Here is a 256-nt window from a genome sequence, read left to right as displayed (position 1 = left end):
GCGTGCAGGTCAGCTCCGCGTAGCGGACCGACTGCCCCTCGGCGAGCTCCCGCGCGATCTCGTAGGTGAGGAACCGGATGTCCTCCGGAGTCCTCACCAGGTCGACGACCGCGAGGTAGACCTCGACGAAGTGGGCGAAGTCGCGGAAGGCGAAGAACCGACGCAGCTCCTCGAGGTCGCTCGGCACCGTGCCCGGGTGCCGCGCGGCCAGCTCGCTGACCATCTGCGGCGACGCGGAGCCCACGTGGTGGACGTG

1 pseudogene is annotated in these 256 nt (G+C 70.3%); it reads right to left on the bottom strand.

Annotated features, from left to right (window positions below):
- A pseudogene (locus F0U47_RS20400) lies at positions 1-256 on the bottom strand (adenosine deaminase); the annotation flags it as partial.

It is taken from the genome of Nocardioides antri, from assembly GCF_008373765.1.
Taxonomy (GTDB): Bacteria; Actinomycetota; Actinomycetes; order Propionibacteriales; family Nocardioidaceae; genus Nocardioides; species Nocardioides antri.
This window is presented reverse-complemented; position numbering and strand designations above follow the sequence as displayed.